The 17,787-nt window shown below is 63.9% G+C and carries 14 protein-coding genes; 1 reads left to right on the top strand and 13 read right to left on the bottom strand.

Features of this window, described 5'->3' with window-relative positions:
• Positions 1-17 precede the first annotated feature (17 nt).
• The 9 genes from QZ307_RS01790 to QZ307_RS01750 all read right to left on the bottom strand — a co-directional run bounded on the left by QZ307_RS01790 (position 18) and on the right by QZ307_RS01750 (position 10,804).
• Positions 18-2,252, bottom strand: coding sequence for a polyribonucleotide nucleotidyltransferase (locus QZ307_RS01790; RefSeq protein ID WP_295994919.1), 2,235 nt, complete (start codon positions 2,250-2,252; stop codon positions 18-20).
• Positions 2,253-2,414: 162 nt separating this feature from the next.
• Entirely contained in the window at positions 2,415-2,702 is a 288-nt protein-coding gene (rpsO, locus tag QZ307_RS01785) for a 30S ribosomal protein S15 (protein ID WP_275207833.1), read from the bottom strand.
• 458 nt (positions 2,703-3,160) lie between these two features.
• On the bottom strand, positions 3,161-3,928 hold the full coding sequence (gene recO, locus QZ307_RS01780; protein WP_295994910.1) for a DNA repair protein RecO: 768 nt from the start codon (positions 3,926-3,928) through the stop codon (positions 3,161-3,163).
• Positions 3,929-3,940: 12 nt separating this feature from the next.
• Complete coding sequence (locus QZ307_RS01775) at positions 3,941-6,088, bottom strand: PASTA domain-containing protein (protein ID WP_295994908.1); 2,148 nt, start codon at positions 6,086-6,088, stop codon at positions 3,941-3,943.
• A 183-nt stretch (positions 6,089-6,271) separates the two neighbouring features.
• Positions 6,272-7,192 (bottom strand): GTPase Era, encoded by a 921-nt coding sequence (gene era / locus QZ307_RS01770; RefSeq protein WP_295994973.1) that lies wholly within the window; start codon positions 7,190-7,192, stop codon positions 6,272-6,274.
• Positions 7,193-7,235: 43 nt separating this feature from the next.
• Positions 7,236-7,733, bottom strand: coding sequence for a diacylglycerol kinase family protein (locus QZ307_RS01765; RefSeq protein ID WP_295994904.1), 498 nt, complete (start codon positions 7,731-7,733; stop codon positions 7,236-7,238).
• Between the two features lie 9 nt (positions 7,734-7,742).
• Positions 7,743-8,231: an rRNA maturation RNase YbeY gene (gene ybeY / locus QZ307_RS01760; protein ID WP_295994901.1), complete on the bottom strand. Its 489-nt coding sequence runs from the start codon at positions 8,229-8,231 to the stop codon at positions 7,743-7,745.
• A 3-nt stretch (positions 8,232-8,234) separates the two neighbouring features.
• The gene (locus QZ307_RS01755) at positions 8,235-9,230 is read right to left on the bottom strand and encodes a PhoH family protein (RefSeq protein WP_295994898.1); all 996 of its coding nucleotides are present in this window, start codon (positions 9,228-9,230) and stop codon (positions 8,235-8,237) included.
• 107 nt (positions 9,231-9,337) lie between these two features.
• A complete protein-coding gene (locus QZ307_RS01750; RefSeq protein ID WP_295994896.1) occupies positions 9,338-10,804 on the bottom strand; it encodes a LuxR C-terminal-related transcriptional regulator in 1,467 nt (488 codons plus the stop codon).
• A 293-nt stretch (positions 10,805-11,097) separates the two neighbouring features.
• On the opposite strand from QZ307_RS01750, the gene QZ307_RS01745 reads away from it, so the two are divergent.
• The gene (locus tag QZ307_RS01745; RefSeq protein ID WP_295994893.1) at positions 11,098-12,912 is read left to right on the top strand and encodes an FAD-binding protein; all 1,815 of its coding nucleotides are present in this window, start codon (positions 11,098-11,100) and stop codon (positions 12,910-12,912) included.
• A gap of 253 nt (positions 12,913-13,165) precedes the next feature.
• Here the strand turns inward: QZ307_RS01745 and QZ307_RS01740 are convergent, their stop codons facing one another.
• Genes QZ307_RS01740 through hrcA form a run of 4 tightly spaced genes read right to left on the bottom strand, consistent with a single transcriptional unit; the run spans position 13,166 to position 17,668 of the window.
• Positions 13,166-14,500 (bottom strand): MiaB/RimO family radical SAM methylthiotransferase, encoded by a 1,335-nt coding sequence (locus tag QZ307_RS01740; protein WP_295994890.1) that lies wholly within the window; start codon positions 14,498-14,500, stop codon positions 13,166-13,168.
• On the bottom strand, positions 14,497-15,453 hold the full coding sequence (locus QZ307_RS01735) for a 16S rRNA (uracil(1498)-N(3))-methyltransferase (RefSeq protein WP_295994887.1): 957 nt from the start codon (positions 15,451-15,453) through the stop codon (positions 14,497-14,499). The genes QZ307_RS01740 and QZ307_RS01735 overlap by 4 nt, the downstream gene beginning before the upstream one ends.
• 11 nt (positions 15,454-15,464) lie before the next feature.
• On the bottom strand, positions 15,465-16,616 hold the full coding sequence (gene dnaJ / locus QZ307_RS01730; protein ID WP_295994884.1) for a molecular chaperone DnaJ: 1,152 nt from the start codon (positions 16,614-16,616) through the stop codon (positions 15,465-15,467).
• A gap of 41 nt (positions 16,617-16,657) precedes the next feature.
• A complete protein-coding gene (gene hrcA / locus QZ307_RS01725) occupies positions 16,658-17,668 on the bottom strand; it encodes a heat-inducible transcriptional repressor HrcA (protein ID WP_295994881.1) in 1,011 nt (336 codons plus the stop codon).
• Positions 17,669-17,787: the final 119 nt, after the last annotated feature.

Raw genomic sequence — 17,787 nt, 5'->3', positions numbered from 1 at the left:
TCTAGCTGCGAAGAAAGCTAGTTGTTGCTGCTCTCGTGGCGGCGCCGCGGGGTGCGGCCGGAGCGGCCGGGACGGTTGTCCTCGCCGCCTTCGCGACGCTCGCGGGGCTTGCGCTCGCTGCGCTCACCGCGGTCCTCGCGACGGGCCGGAGCGGAACCGGCCGGCGCATCGGGTTTGTCGAGACGATCCAGCGAGATCTTGCCGGTCTTCGGGTCCACCTCGAGCACGACGACCTTGATGACGTCGCCGAGGTTCAGCACATCCTCAACCTTGCCCACACGACCGTTGGCCACGCGGCTGATGTGCAGCAGGCCGTCCTTGCCGGGGGTGAGCTTCACGAAGGCACCGAAGTCCTTGATGCCGACGACTTCGCCCTCGAACTCCTCGCCCACCTCGGGCTCCTTCACGATGCCGAGGATCATGTCCTTGGCAGCCTGCATGGCGGTGCCGGACACGGCGCCCACGTGGATGGTGCCGTCCTCCTGGATGTCGATGGAAGCGCCGGTCTCCTCCTGGATACCGCGGACCACCTTGCCGCCGGAACCGATGACGTCGCGGATCTTGTCCACGGGGATCTTGATGGTCTCGATGCGAGGAGCGGTCTCCTTCATCTCGGCACGCGGTCCGTCGATGGTTTCCAGCATGGCGTCCAGAATGAACTTGCGTCCCTCGTGGGCCTGCTTCAGGGCACGGGCCAGAATGTCGACGGACAGGCCCTTGGCCTTGTTGTCCATCTGCAGGGCCGTGATGCCGTTGGGGGTGCCGCAGACCTTGAAGTCCATATCGCCGAGGAAGTCCTCAATGCCCTGGATGTCGGAGAGGATGACCACGTCGTCGCCCTCTTTGATGAGACCCATGGCCACACCAGAGACCGGGGCGGAAATCGGCACGCCGGCATCCATGAGGGCCAGGCAGCTGCCACAGGTGGAAGCCATGGAGGACGAACCGTTGGACTCGAGCACCTCGGAAACCACGCGGATGGCGTAGGGGAAGGTGTCGGTGTCGGGCAGCACGGGCAGGATGGCGCGCTCGGCCAGAGCACCGTGACCGATCTCGCGGCGCTTCGGGGCGCCCATGCGGCCGGTCTCGCCGGTGCAGTAGGGCGGGAAGTTGTACTGGTGCATGTAGCGCTTGCCCTCTTCGGGCCAGATGGTGTCAAGGCGCTGCCACTCGTTCAGCATCCCTAGGGTGCACACCGAGAGCACCTGGGTCTGGCCGCGCTGGAACAGGCCCGAGCCGTGAACGCGGGGCAGGTAGCCCGGCACGATGTAGAGCGGACGAATCTCCTCGGGGGTGCGGCCGTCGGCGCGCTCGCCCGTCTCGATGATCATCTGGCGCATGGCGCGCTTCTCCAGGGCCTTCAAGGCGGCCTTGATGTCGGAGCCCCAGGCGGCACGCTCTTCCTCGGTGAACTGCGTCTCGATGATGCGGTTCTTCAGGTCCTCGACCTTGCCCATGCGGCTGGCCTTGTCGGCATCGCGCAGGGCGGCGGACATGTCAGCCAGGAAGGGGTCGACCTTCTCGGCAATGGAGGGATCGGCGGCATGGATGGTGTACTCCATGGGCGTGGGGTTCGCCTGGGCGATGAAGGCTGCCTGCTTCTCGCAGAAGGCAGCGATGGCCTCCTGGCCGAAGGTCATGGCGGCCAGCATGTCCTCCTCGGTGATCTCGGCGGCGCCGGCCTCGACCATGGAGATATAGTCGGCGGTGCCGGCGATGGTGAGTTCCAGGTCGGAGGCTTCCATCTCGTCCACCGTGGGGTTCACGATGAACTCGCCGGTCTCGACGTTGCGGCCGATGCGCACACAGGCAGCCGGGCCGTCAAAGGGAGCGCCGCCCACCAGCAGGGCCGCCGACGCGCCGGCCACACAGATGGTGTCGGGCAGGTTCTCGCCGTCGTTCACCAACGGCGTGCACACGATGTGCACTTCGTTCTTGTAGCCGTCGGGGAAGCCCGGGCGCACGGGGCGGTCCACCATGCGGGCCACGAGCGTGCCGTGGTCGGAGGCCTTGCCCTCGCGCTTCAAGTATCCGCCGGGGATGCGGCCCACGGCGTACATCTTCTCAATGTAGTCGACCGTGAGCGGGAAGAAGTCGTAGTCCTTCTCCTGGTTGGAGACGACGGCCGTCACCAGCACGCTGGTGGCGCCGCAGGTAACGAGCACTGCGCCCGTGGCCTGCTTGGCCAGCTCGCCCGTTTCCAGGCGGTACTGCTTGCCGTAGAGCTCGAATTCTTCAACGATTTTAGTCATAGTGCAAAAACTTTCTCTTCACCTTCCTGGCCTCATTGCCCGGAAGCTTCTTCAGTGACGGGCTACTTACCTTTCCCCCGCCCCTGCGAGCGCAGAACGCCCTTGCGCCTGCGACCGCCCTATCAGAAAACGAGGCCCCGAAGGGCCCCGTAGCTGAACGAACTAGATGTTGTCGCGGATGCCGAGCTTCTTGATAAGCTCGCGGTACTCGTCGATGTTGCGGTTCTTGATGTACTTCAGCATACCGCGGCGCTTACCGATGAGCATCATGAGGCCGCGACGAGTGTGGTTGTCCTTCTTGTGCGTCTTCAGGTGCTCGGTGAGGTTGCGGATGCGCTCCGAGAGGATGGCCACCTGAACCTCGGCAGAGCCGGAGTCCTGGTCGTTCTTGCCGAACTCCTTGATGAGTTCCGCAGTGCGCTCCTTGGAGATGCTGTCCTTGTTCGCCATGGTTTCCACCTTTCCTGCAGCGGGGCCGCTGCCTTTGATGCCGCGGCTTGGTGCCGACGGCGCTTACGTTGTTGCGTCCGTTCTGAGTAGGCAAGGAAGTGGTCCATGCGAACTAAAAGCGGACGGGGCTGCAATGCAGCTTGCCTAGTATAGGTCACCTTGCGCCTGCCGTTGTTGACGAATTGGTGAACGCCACGGTTTCTTCAAGGGCTTCCCCCCTTGCCCGCTGCAGTGCCCTGCTTGCCCAGGGTCAACCTGCCTCAGGTTCCAGGATCAGGCGGTTTGGTTCCTTCTTCGCTACAGAAGAGAAAATTTGACCTGGGATTTTGCTCACAATGGATACCAAACTGGCCGATTTTGACAGTCTGCGGGGAACCAAACCAGCCGTTCTTGGAACCTATCATCTGCTTATGGACTAACCTTTTACGGGCTGATTGAGCATCAACTGGGCTACTTAGCTAAAACAAGCCGCTGGTGAACAGGAACTCGAGGCTTTTCAGGGGGCTGCCTATGTGGGCTCGGATGAGGGCCTGTTCCAAATGGAGGACGGCGAAGGTGGCGCTGAGGTTTTCGGGGCCTTCAGCGATGGCGTCGAAAGTGCTGGTGAGGAAGTACTGCGCCCAGCAGAGGGTGGCCGCATCCTCTCTAACGGTTTCGAAGGACGACCGGCAGGTCTCGCAGACGACGCCGCCCTCGATGGCCGAGAACGGGACGGTCATGCCTTCGGAGAAGGCAAGCTCGGTGCCGCAGCCCACGCATACTTCGAGGCTGGGGCGCAGGCCGGAGAAGGCGAGCACCTTCAGAAGCGCCGCCGCGGCCAGGGCGACGCGATGGGGGTTATCGACGCCGTCCATGACGTCGAGGGCCTTTGTGCTGGCGGCGAACAGGCGCGGATTCTCCAGGTCGTGCTGGCTCACGCGGGCCAGCAGCTCCAGGAGGGGCGCCGCAGCCGATGAGGCTTCGATATCCTGGCGAAGCGTGCTGTGGGGCGCCACGATGCGCGCCTCCTTGAGGATGTCGAGATTGCGGCCCCGGGCGCACAGGGCATCGATGACGCAGGAGGGCTCGGTGCGGGCCGCGAAGGAGCTTTTGGGCTTGCGGGCGCCCTTCGCCACCACCCGCTTTTGCGAGCCGTCTTCGGCCAGCAAGGTGAGAATGAGGTCGCTCTCCCCCAGCTTCGTGCGCTTGAGCACCAGGGCGCGAACGGTGTAGGTAGGTTGGGCCACCCTGGGCGCCGCCTAGTAGCGAATGGCGGGGCTGGCGTAGGAGACCTCGTTGTTGTCGTCCCACACGATGCCGCCCTCGATGGTCTGCACCTTGTCGTCGTAGTACGTTTTCTCGCCCAGGCCGAAGGGCAGGGTGACCACCTCGTACTTCTTGGCCGTCACGGTGTAGTTCACTTCCCCGTCGCCGCGGTAGCTGGTGCTCTTCACATCCTGCACCTGGTAGGTGACATTGTCGACGGTGAGTGTGGCGCCGGGCAGAATGGAAGCGGTCAACTCACGCAGCTCGGTGCCGCGGGAATGGGCGATGTAGAGCGTGACATCGGAACCCGAGTCGAGTTTGGTACCTGCCTCGGGATCGGTGGAGACGGCCGTGCCCTCCTCGATGTCCTCGGTGACATACCAGTCCGTGGAAACCTTGTAACCCTCATCCTCCAACAGCTTCGTGGCCTCGTCCTGGCTCTTGCCCTCGACGTTCGGAACGGTGAAGGGCACGGCAACCGTCAGCGTGATGGGGGTATCGGCCTTGGCCTCCTCGCCTGCCTTGGGGCTCACGGAAAGTACGACGCCCTCGTCTTTGTTGGACTTCTTTTCCTTGTACTCGATGGCCGTAAAGCCCTCTGCAGCCAGAGCGTCGACGGCTTCCTGCTGCGCGAGCCCCTTGACTTCGGGGACGATGCGCGGCGTTGCGACGGTGAGCACGACGGTGCTTCCCTCTTCAACGCGGCTGCCACCTGCCGGTTCGCAGCTGATGACTGTACCCGCCGGCTCGTCCGAGGGGACGGTAGTAGCCTCGACGGCGAATACTTTTTGCTCCAGCTCGGCGATGGCCTCGTTTTGGCCCAGGCCGACGACGTCGGGCACGGTGCGACCGCCCCACAGCTCGGCGTAATAGGTGCCTCCGGCGACCGCCACGGCTATGACAACCACCAAGGCACAGATAGCAATGACCAGCGGCTTTTTCGAGCGACTGATGCGCCCGTGGGAAGGCTGAGCGGTGCTGTGCGAAGCGTTGGAAGTGGAAGTGGTCGAACGGCTCTTCGCGGGTGCCGGCGCGTCCGTGGCATCTTCGGTGGCTGTGTCCTGGGCATTTTCCAGCGAAAGGGTGCCCGATGCGGCGGGGGCCGCAGCAGCAACACCGGCGATGTCATCAGCGCTTGTCGTCGAAGCGCCGGCGGGAGCCAGTGTCTGAAGCTCTTCTGTACGACTGCGAGGAGCGAGGGTGAGTGACGCCTCTTCTGCTTCCTGGACCGTGACACCGGGTTCGGCGAGAGCGACCGTGCCGGCCGCAGCCATGAGGGCTGCGGGCTCCTCGGCGACGTGCTGGGCGTTCTCGGCATCCGACGCCTCGTCCTCAGCGGCAAACGCCGTCGCTGCCGGCTCGACGCCTGCTTCTTCGACAGATTCTTCGAAAACTGGTGCAACGGCTAGTTCGTTCTGTGTCGCCTCGGCAGCGGCCAGCGCGGCAGCTTCCTCAGCAGCTTTCTGCGCCGCGCGCTTCTCTGCTTCGGCGGCCTCGCGGGCTTGGCGCTCTTCCTCTTCCGCGGCTTTGCGAGCGGCACGCTCTTCGGCTTCGGCCGCCTTGCGGGCTTGGCGCTCCTCGGCCTCAGCAGCCTTGCGCGCCTGACGCTCCTCGGCTTCGGCCGCCTTCTGCGCAGCCTTTTCGGCTTTCTCGGCCTCTTTGGCGGCGCGGACCTCTTCTTTTTGCTGCTGCTTGACGAACTTCTTCTCCAAGCGCTTCTGCTCGCGGTCGCGCTTGCGCTGCTCTTTGGGATCGAGTCCCAAGGTATAGCTGCGGGCGCGGGGGACGTACTCCTCCTCGATGCGCGGCAGCTCGGCGGTGTCACCAGCGGAGTTGTGCGGAACGGGCGGCACATAGGTGGAATCCACCAGTCGCTCAAAGCCCGACAGGTCGGGCACGGCCACCGGGTCGGGCAGCGGTGCGGCGCCCTCTTCCGGGGTGGCGCGCTTCACTTCGGGGCGTGGAATTTCCGGCACCTTAACAATGGGCGGCACATCGGAGAGCACCTCGCCGCGCCGCTTGGCGTCGGTTGAGGGAGTTTTGATTTCAGGGATATTCATGCGCACGGGGAACACTTCGCCGCAGTTCTCGCAGAACGGGGCGGCGGAGCGGTTCTCAAATGAGCAGTGGGGGCATTTCATCTACGTTCTCCTCATATATGGGCATGTCGAGGGGAATTGTACCTTATAAGCTGCGCTGATTGGTCATTCATAGAGGCCGTATCGACAACAAAACAGGAACAATTGCTCGTTGGCGCACCAACGAAAAGGACCGCGCGCTGATTTCAACGGGCGGTCCGGGCGCTTTCTGCAAATGGGAGCCCCCTAGGCACCCTCGCCATAGCCGAAGCGGCGAATCTGGTTGGCATCGCGGCGCCAGTTTTTCTTCACCTTGACCGACAGATCGAGGAACACCTTCGAGCCCAGGAGAAGCTCCAAATCCTTGCGGGCCTCCGAGCCGATGCGCTTGATGGCTGCTCCGCGCTTGCCGATGATGATGCCCTTCTGGCTGTCACGCTCCACGTAGATGACGGCGAAGATGCGGTAGAGATTCGGCGGCTCGAACTCCATCTCCTCGATGCCCACGCCGATGGCATGGGGCACCTCGTCGAAGAAGTTGCGCAGGACCTTCTCGCGGATGAACTCGGCGACGGTTACTTCCAGCGGCTGGTCGGTTTCCATGTCGCGAGGGAACCACGCGGGGCCCTCGGGCAGCAGGAACTGCACCTCTTCCACGAAGGCGTCGACGTTGCGCCCCGTTTCCGAGGAGAGCGCCACCATAGCGTCCCAAGAGCACAGCTGCTCGGCTGCCGCGCGCTGGGCGCTGATCTGGGCATCGGTGGCCAGATCGGTTTTGGTGAGCACACAGATCTTCGCCGACCCCTTGGCGGCGCGCACCTGCTCGGCCACCCATTCGTCGCCCTTGCCAATGGGCTTGGACGCGTCGATGAGCATGGCCACCACGTCCACATCCTCCAGGGCTTTGATGGCGCTGGTGTTCAGCTCCTCGCCCAAGGCGTCCTTGGGCTTGTGCAGGCCCGGGGTGTCCACCAGGATCATCTGCATCTCGTCAGTGGTGTACACGGCGCGGAAACGATGGCGGGTGGTTTGGGCGGTGTTCGAGGTGATGGCGATCTTCTTGCCCATGATGGCGTTGAGCAGCGTGGACTTGCCGGCATTCGGGCGTCCCACCAAGGTGACGAATCCGCTTTTGAAGTCAGGATTCGTGGGAAATGAGCCCCCCATGGGGTTCTCGGCGAAGTAGGCATCCAAGTCCATGATGATCCTTTCAGGAAAGGGAAACGAGATGGGGAAGGAACACGATGAGGCCGATGATGACCGAGCCTGCGGAGGCCACGAGCACGGCCCCCGCGCCGGCGTCTTTAGCGGCGCGGGCCAAGGGGTGCCAATGGCTGGTGGCAAGGTCGACCACGGACTCGATAGCGGTGTTGATGATTTCTGCCGTAGCCACCACCATGATGCACAGCACCAAGGCAAGCCATTCTGCCTGGTTCAACCTCAGGATGAGCCCGAGCGCCACGGCGGCAAGCCCCAAAGCGCCCTGGATCTTCAAGTTGCGCTGGGACGTGAAGGCGTAGCGAACGCCCTGGGCGGCGCAGCGAAAGGCGCAGGCCAACGGGAAGCGTCCCTCCCCGCAGGAGCGGCTCTGGGCGGCAGTGCGCACGGGGTGGTCGGCGCGAGCGTCATCGGCACGCGCGGCGGCAGAGCTTGCGGGTTCGGCCGGCTCCTCCGGTGTAGTAGTCTCGCGGTGCGCAGAAGACGTCATGAATGCTCGCTAGCGGCGCTCGTCGATGGGGGGCAGATTGCGCTCGGACCACTCGCGCAAAAGCTCGGCCTCGCGAGCCTCCATGATTTCTGCCTCGTCGTCTTCGATGTGGTCGTAGCCGCACAGATGCAGAAGGCCGTGAACCAGCAGCAGGCTGACCTCCTGCTCGAGGGAATTGCCGTATTCCTGGCTTTGGGCCTCGGCCACGTCGGGGGCGATGATGACGTCTCCCAGCTCGTAGAGCGGACAGGCCGGCCCGTCGGCGGCCGTGATGTCGTCGGCGATGTTGTCGCATTCGAAGGAGAGCACGTCGGTGGGCCCTTCGATATTGCGGAAGCGCTCATTGAGCTCGGCGATGGTGGCGTTGTCGACGAAGCTGACCGACACCTCGGTGTTCAGGGGCTTCCCTTCGCGCTCGAGCACGAACTGCGCCAGATCGTGCAGCGGCATTTCGGTGAGGTCCTCTTCGCGGTAGGGGTAGGTGATGAGAATTTCCATGGGCTACTTCGCCTTTCCCGCCGCGCGCTCGTAGGCGGCCACGATGGTGGCGACCAGGGAGTGGCGCACGACGTCTTTACCGTTTAAATCGCAGAACGCGATATCGTCGATGCCCTCGAGGATGCTGCGCACCTGAACCAGGCCGCTGGTGCCGCGGGGCAAGTCAATTTGGGAGATGTCGCCCGTGACGACGATTTTCGAGCCGAAGCCCAGACGCGTGAGGGCCATCTTCATTTGCTCGGGCGTGGTGTTCTGCGCCTCATCCAGGATGATGAACGCGTCGTTGAGCGTACGGCCACGCATGAAGGCTAAGGGCGCGATTTCGATGGTGCCGTTCTCAATGAGGGCGTTGGCGCGCTCCTGGTCGAACATAGAATACAGCGCGTCGTAGAGCGGACGGATGTAGGGATCCACCTTCTCGAAAAGGGTGCCGGGCAGAAATCCGAGGTTTTCCCCCGCCTCCACAATGGGGCGTGACAGGATGATGCGGCCCACTTCCTTGCGCTTGAGAGCCGCCACCGCCATGGCCATGGCCAGGTAAGTTTTACCGGTGCCGGCAGGGCCGATGGCGAAGGTGACGGTGTTTTCGCGGATGGCGTCGACGTAGTGCTTTTGGCCAGCGGTCTTCGGGCGGATAGCCCGGCCGCGATAGGACAGCAGCACGTCCTCGCGCAGAGCCGTGGGCGAGAATTCCGCACGGCGCAAAAGCTCGATGGCTCGCTGCACGTAGGGCACATCGGGGGCACTCCCCTCCTGCACCAGCTTGAACACGTCGGTGAACAGGGCGGTAAGCTGCTGCACTTCGATGTCGTCGCCCTCGAGGATTACCACGTCGCCGCGCACCGTGATGCGTGCGGCGAAGGCGCGCTCGAGCTCCTGCAGGATCTCGTCGGCGGTGCCCACCACCAGCGCCATATCCACCCCGGAAGGAGCGGTGAGCGTGACGCGAGCGTGTTCAGACGCCGACGGCCGCTCAGATGTGTGTTGTTGTTCAGTCATGGGCGCTATTGTACCCCATGTTGTGCGTCCGCTCCAAAACCATACGAAGATGTAAGAGAGGAAAGAGGGAAAACGCTGCGGACAATGGGTGCGCGGGCGAGAACCCCCTACTCCCCCAGCCTCTCCTCGGCCCTCTCGCGGTCAACCAGGTTGATGAGCGCTTGCTGCGAATGCACTTCGCACTTGCGGTAGATGCTCTTGATGTGGCTCTTCACCGTTTCGTCCCCTATCACCAGCTCATCGCGGATGTAGGCGCGGTTGCGGCCCCGGGCCAACAGGAGAAACACGTCGTTTTCGCGGGTGGTCAGGCGATAGCGATGGGCTATCACCTCGCAGGCCTCGTCGAATGAGCGAGCGGAGTCCTCCGCCTGCTCCTGCTCCATGGGCTTGATGAACCCCCAGCCCGTGTTCGCCGATCGGTTGCCGAAGACGAACAGGCTGACCAACAAAATGACGAAGATAACGAAGGCCGACAGCATGGCCTTTCCCAGATCGCCATGGATGAACACGAGGCACAGGTCGGCGCCGATGGAGCCCAAGAGCTGTCCTCCCTGGATGGCCAGCAGTCCCCACCCGGCAATCCAGGCCGCGGGCACATGCTCGCGCGCCACGAGGGCAGCCCAAAGCGCCCACAGCACAATATAAAAGTATTGGTAGCCCATTTGGTGCACCGCCGTGCCCACCACCGACCACGGTTCGTGCATAGGCAGGAACAAAAAGCCGGCGGCCATGAGCGGCAGCGCCACCTGGTAGGTAAGGTGATCGAAGTCCATTTTGAACACTGCCGAGGTAACATAGATGGCCACCGTGCCTAAGGCGATAGCGACGATATTGAGCGCGTCACGGAGGTTGATCCACCCGTCCCCAGCCGGCGCGATGAGCGCTTTCATGGCGCCGAAGGACAGGCCAAAGAAAAACGCCACCACAATCATAAGGACAGGAAGGCGCGCCTCAATGCGCACGTTGCGGTATTTGCGCGGTACCGAGGGCAGTTGACGGCGCTGGTGTAGATAGAACCCCATGCCTACCAGCGGCAAGGCGGTTGCGAGTGCCTGGGCCACGAAACTTGGAACGATCATGCAAAAGCAATAAACCAGTATGGCGACAAGGGTGGCGCTGACGAAGAAGTGGACTACCCGCCACGAGGGCAATTCGGCAAACCGCTCGGCCCACAACATAACGATACCGCCGCTTCCCAGGCCGGTCAGCACCGAACCGGCAAGATAGAACGCCGGCACGGTCTCGGCGGAGGCAATATGGGAGAAGTGCGAAATGCAGAAGGTTCCCACGGCGGTGAGAAAAGCGCACACATAGGGCAGCCACCGCACCTCCGAGAGCGGATTGCGATGACGGGCCAGGAAGAGCAGTGCGCCGATACTCACCACGTTCATAAAGAGCGACACCACCCAAAGAGGCTCGAGATGAGTGCTGGGCGCCAGTGCCAAATCGGGCAGCTTCCAGCTTTCTCCGTAGAACAGCGCGCTCCAGAAGACGCACCAAATCCAGGCCCAGTGGGCTGCAAAGCCGAATACGTCGGGCGAAATCCAAAGCTCCCGTCGCAGTAACTTGTTCATAGAAATCCCTCCCGGGGAGATTATAGCCATCACGGAATTTGACTACCTTGATCAGGGGCGAAATCGTCTCCCCCTGACAGGGGGATATTGCGGTGACGGGAGGGACTTCCCCCTGTGAACGGGTCGAAAAGCTTTGGATGCTCTGCTTGAATGCAAGTCATCCGCCAGGGCGCCGCATGCAAAGTGGCTGCGTTGACGGCAGTCGGACTTAGGGAGTTCGTCTTAAAGGGAGGCGAAGTCCGACGACCTGCCGGGTTGTGAACCGGGCAGAGGATCTCAGAAGGAGGACATCTATGTCTGAAGAGAAGAAGAGCGGTCTTTCCCGTCGCGCATTCTTGGGTATGGGCGCGGTGACCGCTGGCGCGGCCGCCATGGCCGGTCTGGCCGGCTGCGCGCCCCAGGAGCCTGCAGCTTCCGGCTCCGAGAGCCTGGCCACCACCGGCTCCGGTATGCCCATGGCCGAAAACGGCGCTTCCGCGGGCCCCGACACCCAGGGTCTGCACAGCTGGGAGATTGCCCCCGAGGCCATCGCCGAGGATCAGATCAAGGGCACCGAGGATACCGACGTGCTGATAATCGGCGCCGGCCTGGGCGGCTGCTGCGCCACCCTGGCTGCCCTGGAAGAGGGCGCGAAGGTCATCACCATCGACAAGAACCCCGAGACGGTGGTTGCCCGCGGCGTTCACATTGCCGGCTTCCACACCAAGGTGCAGGAGGACCTGGTGAAGCAGGGCCTGCTGGAGGAGCCCGACTACGTGCACGTGGTGCGTCGTTGGATCAACTGGGCCCAGGGCCGCGTGAAGGAGCCGCTGCTGTGGGAGTTCGCCCGCAAGAGCGGCGACTGCTTCAACTGGATCTACGACATCGCCAAGGGCCAGGGCCTCGAGGCGCTGCTGTGGGACGGCTACTATCACGGCCCCGACTACACCGAGTACCCGGTCACCCACATCTTCTACAAGGAGGGCATGCTGGAGGAGACGGTGAACTTCACGTTCTACCAGGGCTCCGGCGTGGGTGATGTGTACGGCAACGCCGTGCTGGTGCCGGCTCTGTACGACGCCATTGCCCAAAACGGCGGCGAGATTCGCTGGGAGACCAAGTCCGAGCGCCTGGTGCGCGATGGCGAGGGCCCGGTGACGGGTGCCATCGTCACCAATGCCGACGGCGACTACATCCAGATCAATGCCAAGTCCGTCATCATCGCCTCCGGCGACTACGCGGCCGACGACGAGATGTTCCAGTACTACGCCCCCATGACCGCCTACGCCATGGACGCCCGCTACTACAACCCGCCCGAGTGCGACACCGGCGACATGCACAAGCAGGCCATCTGGATCGGCGGCGCCATGCAGCGCTCCGAGCCCCACGCGGCCGTTATGCACCTCGACTTCGGCGCTGCTTCCTACGGCTTCCTGCATGTGAACTGGGAAGGCAAGCGCTTCAAGAACGAGGACGTGAACACGCAGTCCAAGTCGGTCACCAAGGCGCTGCAGACGCAGAAGGAAGCCTGGACCATCTACGACTCCCACGGCCTTGAGCAGGTGAAGGAGCAGATGGACAAGGGTCTGGGCGGCGGCCTGCAGTGGGGCCAGCTGACCCAGCCCGTGGGCGGCGAGTACAACCTCGAGGCCCAGAAGATCGTGCTCCAGGGCGAGATCGAGAGCGGTCTGACTCAGACTGCCGACACCCTGGAAGAGCTGGCTGAGAAGATGGGCGTGCCTGCCGAGAACTTCGTGGCCACCGTCGAGCGCTACAACGAGCTGTGCGACCTGGGCAAAGACCTGGACTTCGGCAAGCGTCCCGAGGTGATGGGCAAGATTCTGGAGCCGCCGTTCTACGCTGGCAAGCTCGAGGCCGACCTGCTGACCATGTGCGGCGGTCTGCGCACCGATCTGGACACCCACGTGCTGGACGCCAACGACCAGCCCATCGAGGGCCTGTACGTGTGCGGTTCCGCGGCCGGCGACTTCTTCGGCGCAGGCGACTACCCCACCTACGTGCCCGGCATCGGCCATGGCCGCTGCGTGACCTTCGGCCGCATGGCCGGCATCAACGCCGCGGGTGGCAACGCCGCCGAGAAGATTCCGGATCTGGACCTGTTCGCCTAAATGGCGCTTTGGGAACCGGCTCGTCTTAGCGTGGCGATTCTGGGAGTTCCTGTGTAAGAGAGCCTTGACGTTCGGAGGCGGAAGCGTGGTGATCCTCCCTCCCATCCACGACTCTTTCGCCTGCGCGTCCGCTCAATAGAATGCCCCGTAGCCTTTGGCTGCGGGGCCTTTTCGTAGGTGAAGGGATCCGCGGCCGAGGCGGGACGTCTTGTCTCAGCGAGCGAGGTGCCTTGTTGTTTTGCGTCAGAGGCGCTTACAGCGTAACGGATACGAGGCTGCCGACGAGGCTGGGTTCCGCGAGCTCCACTTCATGGTAGCTTTCGGTGGTGGCTTTGGTGGGGGTTTCGACGAGGGCGAGCTCGGGGATGCCGACGCGTGCGCCGCGGTCGACGGCGGCGAGCTGGTCAGAGAGTTCGCGTAGGCGGGCGGCGCGGGCGGCCTTCACCTCGGGCTGTATCTGATCGGGGCGCTCGGCGGCCGGGGTGCCTTCGCGGCGGGAGTACGGGAACACGTGGATCTTGCTGAAGCCGCAGCGCTCAGCCAACTTCACGGTGTCCTCAAAGTCTTCGTTGGTTTCGCCGGGGAAGCCCACGATGATATCGGTCGTCAGCGCGATTTCCGGTACCATGGCACGCAGGTACTCAACCAGCTGGCGATACTCTTCGGCGTCGTAAGGGCGCGCCATCTCGCGCAGCACCTTGGAACTGCCCGATTGAAGCGGCAGATGCAGGTGGCGGCAGAGGCGCCCCTCGGCATCGGCCAGAAGCCCGATGAAATCCATCGACACGTCCATGGGCTCGATGGACCCGATGCGGAAGCGGCACGGAAGCTCGTCGGGTTCGTGCAGGTCGGCCGTGGCCTCGAGCAAGCGACGGCACAGGTCGGCCAGGTCGCAGCCGTTGTCGTCGTAGGACCCCAGGTTGATGCCCGTTAGGACGATCTCGCGTACGCCGGCTTGGGCCAGCGCCACGGCCTCGGACACCACTTCATCGGCCGATCGACTGGTGGCGTGACCGCGGGCCACGTGCACGATGCAGTAGGTGCACGCATTGTTGCAGCCGTCCTGCACCTTGATGCCGATTCGCGTGCGGCCGTCGGAAGGGACGAAGAACTCCGCTTCCGTGAACCCGTCAAGGCAAGTCGCCGCAGGCTCGCCATCCGCGACATCGGGCGAAGCGGTAGAGATAGTCTCCGCAACCCAATCAGCCAGGTAAAGAGCCGCTTCGGCCTTGGAGACCACCGCGACGCGCTCGCTGAGGCCCGCGTAGGTTTCGCGGTCGATCTCGGTGGCGCAACCGGTGACAACTACCTGGGCGCGTTCGCTGGCGTTCAGCGCGTGGCGCACGGCTTTGCGAGTCTTCTTCTCAGCCTCGCCGGTAACGGTGCAGGTATTCACGACGATCAGATCGGCTTCGGCTTCGCGGGCGGGCACTCCCCCGCGCTCGGTCAGCAAGCGCTCGAAACCATCGGATTCTACTCGATTGACCTTGCAGCCCAGGTTGACCACGCAGAATGAGAATCGCGGAAACGCGGCGGAGGATAGCGGCTCCTTTGCCGCTCTATCGATGCGCTCCCCTGCGCCATTCATAGTTGGCTCCCAGTATCTCGATGAGACAAGTCAGACGGTTGGCTGTCTCCTTCGGCGTCGAACATCGCAGCGAAGGACTGCGCGATGGCCGGGGGCTCGGAGATGCCGGGCTCGCCCGATTCGGGGGCTTCGGCTAGGGCCGATTGTCCATCGCCGTGAAAGCCGCCGTTTCCCATGCCACCCAGCTCATACAGCGCCAGGGCTGGCGCTACGATGCCCGCTGTTTCCGTGCGGAGAATGGAGGGGCCCAGCGTGACCAGGCGCGCCTGAGGGTTGGCGTCCAGCAGCTGCTGCACTTCATCCTCGGAAAGGCCGCCCTCGGGGCCCACGACCACCGCGATGCGCGCGTCCTCGGCCGGCGTGTGTGTATCCGCAAGAGCGCCGTGAATCGCATCGGCCAGCGAGGCCGACTGCGGTGCCTCCTCCCAGCACACCAGCACTGCCGTGGCGCCGGCCAGCATTCGGGCGGCCTCGCGCACGGGAACCGGCTCGCTAACCTCGGGAATGCGCGGCTGGCCCGACTGCATGGCGGCGCTCTTCGCGATGGCCTGCCAGCGCTCGGTTTTCGCAGCGGCCTTCTTACCGTCCAGCTTCACGATAGAGCGGGCGCAGGTCAGGGGCACGAAGCCCGCCACGCCCACTTCGGTGGCGTGGCGGATAACCGTCTCCATCTTGTCGCCCTTCGCCAAGCCCTGCAGCAAGATAACCTGCGGGCCCGTCACACCGCCTTCCTGATGGCGTGCGATGCGCACGAGGGGCAGCGCGTCGGAGAAATCCACGATCTCGCACTCGAAGTAGTCCTGGCTGGCGTCGATGACGGCCACATGCTCCCCTGCCGCCAGCCGCAGCACGCGCGCATGCTTGGCGTCGTCGCGCGAAAGGCGCAGAGGAAACACTGCCTCCGTTTCAGCGGCCAGCACTTGATTATCGAGAAAGAACCGCGGCAGCGACATGGAGAAACCTCTTACTCGAAAATGTCGCGCAGCTTCTGCAGCGGCGAACGCTTTTCCTCGTTCACATCTTCGCCCATGTCGGCGGCCAGGGCCTCCAGCAGCTCGCGCTGGTGCTTGCTCAGCTTCTTGGGAATTTCGACGTCGATGTGGGCGAACAAATCGCCGCGGTTGTCGCTCTTCAGGCGCGGCATGCCGCTGCCCTTCACGCGCACCACCTGGCCGTTTTGGCAGCCCTCCGGAATAGTGACGACAACTTTTTCATCGTCGTAGATGCCATCGATCTCGATGTCGGCGCCCAGGGCCGCCTGCACCATGGGTACCACCAGCTTGCAGTGCAGGTTGTCGCCGTCGCGCTCGAAGAACTCGTCGGGCTGGATGCGCACCGTGACGATAAGGTCGCCCGCGGCCGCTCCCTGCATGCCCGCCTCGCCGTAGCCGGCTACGCGCAGCTGCTGGCCGTCGCGGATGCCCTTGGGGATTTCCACCGACACGCGCTGGCGGTCGGGCACGCGGCCCTGGCCTTCGCACTCGGGGCACGGGTTCTCGATGATGGTGCCGGTGCCGTGGCACTTGGGGCACGTGGTGGCCGACTGCATGTCGCCCAGGAAGGTGTGCTGCACGGTAACCACGCGGCCGCGGCCGTCGCACTCGGGACAGGTGACTTCCTTGCCGTCCTCGCCCAGGCCGGTCCCGTCGCAGTCGGGACATGGCGCCAGACGGTCGTAGACGATCTCCTTCTTCTCACCCGTGGCCGCCTCTTTCAGCGAAATGCGCACGCCGACACCCATGTCGCGGCCTTCTTTGCGCACCGTGCGGCCCGCGCCGCCAGCCGCCGCGCCGCCGAAGAAGGTGGAGAAGATGTCGCCCATGCCGCCGAAGCCGCCGCCGAACAGGTCCTCGAAGTCGATGTTCACGCCGCCATAGGGACCGCCCGCCCCCGCAGCGCCGGGAATGGTGCCGAAGCGGTCGTACTGGGCGCGCTTCTGCGGGTCGCTCAGTACATCGTAGGCCTCGTTCAGCTCTTTGAACTGGTCTTCCGCATCGGGTGCCTTGTTCACATCGGGATGCAGCTCGCGGGCGCGGTGGCGGAACGCCTTCTTGATTTCCGCCTCGGAGGCATCGCGGGAAACACCGAGTACTTCGTAGAGATCCTTCTGGGCCATGGTGATTGCATCGAACCTTTCTCGGGGTATGGGAAACGGGGCTATTCGTCGTGCAGCACGCACTGGGCGGCGCGCACGGCGCGAATGACGTTGGAGTAGTTCATGCGCGTGGGGCCGATGACCGCCACCATGCCCTCGCTGTTGCCGCGGCCATAGGGGCACGCCACTACCGACACGCCGGCCAGGGCCTCGCCGGGGTTCTCGTGGCCGATGCGCACCATGACGGGGCCTTCGCCCTCAATGGTGTCGTCGAAGGTGTGCAGGAGCACGCGGTCGTCCTCGAGCACCTCCATGACGGGCACGAGGGCCTTCGAGTCGCTGAACTCGGGCTGGCGCAGCAGCGAGGAGAGCCCGAGACGATGGGCGCGGGTGGCGTCGCTTTCGCCCAGGCACTCGATGACTTCGTCGATGATGAGCTGCACGAGTGGATCGGACAGCGCCTCCACGGTGCTGAGGTCCAAGTTGCGGCGCACATCGCGGGCCGACTGGCCCACCAGCACGCGGTTGAGCAGGTTCTGGGCGCCGGCCAGCTCGTCGGCCGTTACCTCTTCGGTAAAGGTGACGTTGCGGTTGGCCACCTGCCCGTCCTCGGCCACCACGATGATGATGGCCTGGTAGTTGGAAAGCGACACGAGGGTAAGCTGGCGAATGCGCCCCGAGAACACCGAGGGGGCGGCCACGATGGACAGACAGTTGGTCAGGCGTGCTAAGGCCGCCGACGTGCGCTCCATGAGGGTGTCCAGCTCGGTGGCGCTCGAGCGCAGCTCGTCGACGAGCGACGGATGCGGTAGCTCTTCCTCAGCAAGGCCACTGGACAGTAAGTCGTCCACAAAGGCGCGGTAGCCCGCATCGGTGGGTACGCGGCCCGCCGAGGTGTGGGGCTGCTGGATGAACCCGGCATCTTCCAGGGCCGACAGGTCGTTGCGCACCGTGGCGGGGCTGACCCCCAGCCGATGCCGCTCGGTCAGCGTGCGCGAGCCAACCGGCAGGGCGAATTCCACGTAGTCTTCGATAAGCGCGCGCAGCACACGTTGGCGTCTCTCGGACAGCATCTTGACTCCTTCCCTACCCGGCGGCCTTCGGCGCACCATTTCATTCGCTATTGACGTTATTTTAGCAACCTGGTCAAGAGAGTGCTAACTTGGTTGCAATTTCGACGTAAGCGACACAA

This window comes from uncultured Adlercreutzia sp. (genome assembly GCA_910585575.1).
Lineage (GTDB): Bacteria > Actinomycetota > Coriobacteriia > Coriobacteriales > Eggerthellaceae > Adlercreutzia.
The sequence above is the reverse complement of the archived record's forward strand: the minus strand, read 5'-3'. Positions and strand labels throughout refer to the sequence as shown.